Annotated in this window: 3 protein-coding genes; all 3 read left to right on the plus strand. The window is 69.8% G+C overall.

Annotated elements, in window-relative coordinates:
- Positions 1-68: 68 nt before the first annotated feature.
- The 3 genes from K0M70_RS14010 to K0M70_RS14020 are packed head-to-tail and all read left to right on the plus strand — an operon-like array spanning position 69 to position 5,686.
- Complete coding sequence (locus tag K0M70_RS14010) at positions 69-812, plus strand: efflux RND transporter periplasmic adaptor subunit (protein ID WP_290782961.1); 744 nt, start codon at positions 69-71, stop codon at positions 810-812.
- Positions 813-816: 4 nt separating this feature from the next.
- Positions 817-3,882: an efflux RND transporter permease subunit gene (locus tag K0M70_RS14015; protein WP_290782957.1), complete on the plus strand. Its 3,066-nt coding sequence runs from the start codon at positions 817-819 to the stop codon at positions 3,880-3,882.
- 55 nt (positions 3,883-3,937) lie between these two features.
- Positions 3,938-5,686 carry a bifunctional diguanylate cyclase/phosphodiesterase gene (locus tag K0M70_RS14020; RefSeq protein WP_290782959.1) on the plus strand — a complete coding sequence of 583 codons (1,749 nt, stop codon included), beginning with the start codon at positions 3,938-3,940 and terminating at the stop codon, positions 5,684-5,686.
- The last annotated feature ends 70 nt before the right edge of the window (positions 5,687-5,756 follow it).

Genomic DNA, 5,756 nt, shown 5'->3' on the forward strand with positions numbered 1-5,756 from the left:
GGGGGGGGGGCAAAAACCGCAGCGGGGGTTTGTAGCGGGGGAACCCCTACGCCGCCCTGGCCCCGGCGCTGGCCACCCGGGGGGGGGCCAGCGCAAACGCCCGCCGCGGCGAGCGCCTCAAGCGCGAACAGCTGATCGCCGACAGCGAGGCCGACCAGCTGATTTCAGGCGAACTGGGCGCCAAGGCCCAGCGCCAGACCGCGCAGGCGCAGCTTGAGAATGCCCGCCTGCGGCTGGGCTTCACCACCCTGCGTGCGCCCCATGCGGGCGTGGTGTCGCAGCGCGCCGTACAGCCGGGCCAGGTGGTGGCGGCCGGCACCGAACTGCTCAGCGTGATCCGCGACGGCCGGCTGGAATGGCGCGCCGAACTGCCCGAAGCCGAGCTGATCCTGGTGACGCCCGGCGTGAAAGCGCGCTTGCCCGGCCCGGACGGCGTGGCGGTAGAAGGCAGCGTGCGCGCGGTGTCGCCAGCGCTGGATCCGCAAAGCCGCACCGGCACCGTGTACGTGGACCTGCCCGCGCCGGGCGCGCTGCGCGCCGGCATGTACGCCCAGGGCGACCTGGTGCTGGGCGACCGGCCCGCACGCACCCTGCCCGACCAGGCCGTGGTGGAACGCGACGGCTATCGCTACGTGTTCGTGTTGGGCGAAAGCGACGTGGTGGCGCAGCGCCGCGTAACCCTGGGCGCACGCCAGCAGAGCCTGGTCGAAATACTGGAAGGCGTGGAAGCAGACGAACGCGTGGTGGTGGAAGGCGCCGGTTTCCTGTCCGACGGCGACCGCGTGCGCGTCGTCGCCGCCAGCGCGGATTGAACCGATGAATTTCTCCGCCTGGTCCATCAACCGGCCGCTGCCGGCCATCCTGCTGTTCATCCTGCTGACCATCATCGGGCTGTTCGGCTACCGGCAGCTGGCGGTGTCGCGGTTCCCGGATGTTTCCTACCCGGGCGTCACCGTCACCGTGGCCCTGCCCGGCGCCACGCCCAGCCAGCTTGAAACCGAGGTCACGCGCAAGGTCGAGGACTCGGTGGCCAGCCTGCCGGACATCAACAAGCTGGTCAGCACCGTCACCGAAGGCTCGTCCACCACCTTCGTCGAATTCCGCATCGGCAAGGACCTCAACGAATCGCTGGACGAAGTGCGCGACGCGGTATCGCGCATCCGCTCCGAGCTGCCGGGGGACGTGGAAGAGCCGATCATCGCCAAGATCGAGATTGTTGGCGGCACGCTGGTCACCTATGCCGTGGCGTCCGACAGCCTGGGCGAAGACGAACTGAGCTGGTTCGTCGACAACGAAGTCACCAAGAAGCTGTTCTCGGTGCGCGGCGTTGGCACCGTCGCGCGCAGCGGCGGCATCACCCGCGAAGTGCAGGTGGACCTGCGCCCGGGCGTGCTGGCGGCTTACGGCATCACGGCCGGCGAGGTGTCGGCGCAGCTGGCGCGCTCGCAGGTGGAGCGCTCCGGCGGCCGCGCCACCCAGGGCAGCAGTGAACAGGCCATTCGCGCCGTGGGCACGGTGGACAGCGCCCAGACCCTGGAACAGTTCCCCATCGTGCTGCCCGACGGCCGGCAGCTGCCGCTGTCGGCGCTGGCCACGATCACCGACGGCCACGCCGAACGCCGCCAGCTGGCGCTGATCGACGGCCAGCCGGTGGTGAGCTTCGGCGTCAGCCGCACCCGCGGCTCGAGCGAAATCAAGGTGGGCGAAGGCGTCGAAGAGGCCATCAGGGCCCTGCAGGCCGAACACCCGCGCATCCAGTTCAAGCTGGTCAGCACGGCCATCGACGAAGTGCGCGCGTCCTTCAGTTCGTCCATGACCATGCTGTGGGAGGGCGCGCTGCTGGCGGTGCTGGTGGTGTGGTGGTTCCTGCGCGACTGGCGCGCCACGTGGATCTCGGCGCTGGCGCTGCCGCTGTCCATCATCCCCACGTTTGGCGTGATCTGGCTGCTGGGCTTCAGCCTCAACATGATCACGCTGCTGGCGCTGGCGGTGGTGGTGGGCATCCTGGTGGACGACGCCATCGTGGAGGTGGAGAACATCGACCGCCACCTGGCCATGGGCAAGCCGCCCAAGCAGGCGGCCACCGAGGCCGCCGATGAAATCGGCCTGGCCGTGATCGCCACGTCGGCGACGCTGGCGGCGGTGTTCGTGCCCGTGGCCTTCATGCCCGGCATTGCCGGGCAGTTCTTCCTGGAGTTCGGCTGGACGGCGGCCACCGCGGTGCTGTTCTCGCTGATGGTCGCGCGCCTGCTGACGCCGATGATGGCGGCCTACCAGCTCAAGCCCAAGCCGCACGTGGAAAAGGAATCGGCGCTGATGAAGCGCTACCTGGTGCTGGTGGAGTGGGCGCTGGCGAACCGCTTCAAGACGCTCGCGCTGGCGCTGGCGATGTTCATCGGCTCGCTGGGGTTGGTGCCCTTCATCCCCGCCACCTTCATCCCCGGCTCGGACCTGGGCCGCAGCAACCTGAGCCTGGAGCTGCCGCCCGGCGCGCGCCTGGACCAGACCGCCGCCGTCAGCGAGCGCGCCCGCGCCCTGATCAGCGACATGCCAGAGCTGCGCCAGACCTACGCCACCGTAGGCGGCGTGCTGGACCTGGGCGACCCGGCGGTGAACGGCATCGGCGAAGTGCGCAAGGTGACGATGGTGCTCGACTGGGGCCCCGACGGCGACCGCGGCCGCACGCAGAAAGAACTCGAACGTGAAGTGCGCACGCGCCTGGAACAGCTGCCCGGCGTGCGCCAGCGCTTCCTGAGCAGCGAACCGGGCGAACAGCTGATGCTGGTGCTCAGCGGCGACGACCCCACGCGCTTGTACCAGGCCGCCGGCGATTTCGAACGCGACCTGCGGTCCATCCCGGGCCTGGGCACCATCAGCTCCACGGCCTCGCTGCTGCGGCCCGAACTGGTGATCGTGCCCGACGCGCGGCGCGCGGCCGACCTGGGCGTGTCCACGCTGGATATCGCCGAAGCCGCGCGCATCGCCACCAGCGGCGACTTCCGCCAGCGGCTGGCCAAGCTCAACCTGCCCGATCGCCAGGTGCCGATCCGCGTGCGCCTGGAGCAGGACGCGCTGTCGGACGAGGCGCTGCTGTCGCTGCTGCGCGTACCCAGCGCGAGGGGCGGCACGGTGCCGCTGTCGGCGGTGGCCGAGATCCGCGCCGGCACCGGGCCGTCGCAGGTCAATCGCTATGGCCGCCAGCGCAACATCACCTTCACCGCCGAACTCAACGGCCGTCCCCTGGGCGACGTGATGGCCGAGGTGGAAAAGCTGTCGTCGCTGCAGCGCCTGCCGCCCGGCGTGCAGATGCAGAACACCGGCGATTCGGAAGTGTTCGTTGAACTGTTCGTCGGCTTCGCGCTGGCGATGGCCGCGGGCCTGTTCTGCGTCTACGCCGTGCTGCTGCTGCTGTTCAACCACGCCAGCCATCCGCTGATCATCCTGATGGCGGTGCCGCTGTCGGCGGGCGGCGCGTTCGGCCTGATGCTGGTGACGGGCACCATGCTGTCGCTGCCGGCGCTGATCGGACTGCTGATGCTGATCGGCATCGCCACCAAGAACTCCATCCTGCTGGTGGACTACGCGGTGATCGCCGAAGACGTGCACGGCATGAGCATGCACGACGCCCTGGTGGACGCCTGCCGCAAGCGCGCCCGCCCGGTCATCATGACCACCATCGCCATGACCGCCGGCATGCTGCCGATCGCCCTGGGCTTCGGCGCGGACGCCTCGTTCCGGCAGCCGATGGCCGTGGCCGTCATCGGCGGCCTGATCACGTCCACCCTGCTGAGCCTGGTGGTGATCCCGGCCGCGTTCGCGGCAATGTTGGACTTCACGCGGCGCTTCACCCGCAAGGCCGCCTTACGAGGCTTACCGTACTGAACGAACCCGCCGGGTCCGGTAGCGTCCACGCCTCAAGGCCTGAGGAGGGCGATGCATGGCGAGACGGGGAATCCGGTCGCGGCTGCTGATTGGCATGGTCGTGATGGCGGGCGTGGTGTTCATGGTCGTCATGCCGCTGGCCGATGGCTTGCTCCAGGACTGGTCCACCGGCCTGGAAGTGGAAAGCGCCCGCGCGACCCCCGGCCCGGCTGCGTCCACGCTGCGCGGCGCCGACCAGGTGAACCCGCTGGTGGAACACACCCGCGTGGTGCGGCAGCTGCTGCTGGCCATTTCGATCGGCATCTTCCTGGCCGGCAGCCTGCTGGTGTGGCGCCTGGTGGACCGCGGCGTCATTTCCCGCCTCGAGCGCATGCAGCATGAGCTTCGCGCCATGGCCGACGGTGAACGCGACGCCCTCTCGCCCGGTACCCACGGCGACGAAGTGGACATGGTGGCCGACCGCATCAACCACCTGTACGCCGAAGTGAAGCTGGTCAGCGGGCAATGGCGGCACGAGGCGATGCACGACGCGCTGACCGGGCTGGGCAACCGCGCCAACCTGCTGCAGCAGCTCGAGGGCCGGCTCGCCGGCGGCAGCGTGGACCAGGCCATCTGCCTGGTGCTGGTGGACCTGGACGGCTTCAAGGCCATCAACGACTTGTTCGGCCACGCCATGGGCGACTACGTGCTGATCCAGGTGGCCGTATGCCTGCGGCAGGATTTCGGCAACGACGCCCAGTGTTTCCGGCTCGGTGGCGACGAGTTCGCCGTGTTTTCCGACTGCAGCGGCAGCGAACATGCGCTGGGCCTGGCCGAGCGCGTCAACCTGGCCATCGCCGGCCTGGCCCTGAGCGGCATGACCCGCGGCATCGTCGGCGGCAGCATCGGCGTGTCCATGGCCCTGCCCGGCGACGTCGGCGTCACCGCCGGCCAGATGCTGCAGTGCGCGGACGTGGCGCTCTACAACGTCAAGCGCGACGGCCGCAACGGCCGCGCGCTGTTCGACGACGCCATGCTCAAGGACATGCAGCTGCGCAACGACCTGCTGTGCTCGCTCGACGAGGCCATTGCCGGCAGCGCGCTGGAGGCCTGGTACCAGCCGATCGTCGCGGCCTCGGACCATCGCGTGCAGCGGCTGGAAGTGCTGGCCCGCTGGCACCATCCCGAATCGGGCTGGATCGACCCGGCGCGCTTCATCGCCATCGCCGAGCTGAACAACATGGCCGCCTCGCTCGACGTGGCGGTGCTCGAGCGCGCGCTGCGCGCCATGCCGCAGCTGCAGGCGCACGCCCCCGGCATCGCGCTGTCGGTGAACGTTTCGGCGCAGAGCCTGCTCGACGACGACTACGTCAACGCCGTCACCGCCCTGCTCTCGCGGCCCACCAATCGTGGCGTCGACCTCACGCTCGAAATCACCGAGACCGCCTTCACCGACAACGAGCAGGCGCTGCTGGCGCCGGTGGCGGCACTGCAGGCGCTGGGTGTGCAGATCGTGCTGGACGATTTCGGCGTCGGCTATTCCTCGCTGGGGCGGCTGGCGCACATCCAGCCGCGCGGCATCAAGCTAGACGGCAGCTTCGTGCGCAACCGGCGCGAGGGCGGCGACCGCATCTGCCGCGCGGTGATCGCGCTGGCGCATGAGTTCGGCATTGCGGTGACTGCGGAGTGGATCGAGACCAGCGAGGACGCCGAATGCCTGCGTGCCTGGGACTGCGATGCCCTGCAGGGATATCACTTCGCCGCGGCGATGCCGCTCGATGGCACCCTCGCGTGGCTGGCGGCGCGGCGGGTCGCGGCGGCCTGAGGCAAATGCGGGCTCAGGGCAGCGCCGGCTCCGTGGGCTCGATGCCGGCGCAGGCCGGCACGGCTGGGGA

Source organism: Arenimonas sp. (genome assembly GCF_019459675.1).
Lineage (GTDB): Bacteria > Pseudomonadota > Gammaproteobacteria > Xanthomonadales > Xanthomonadaceae > Arenimonas.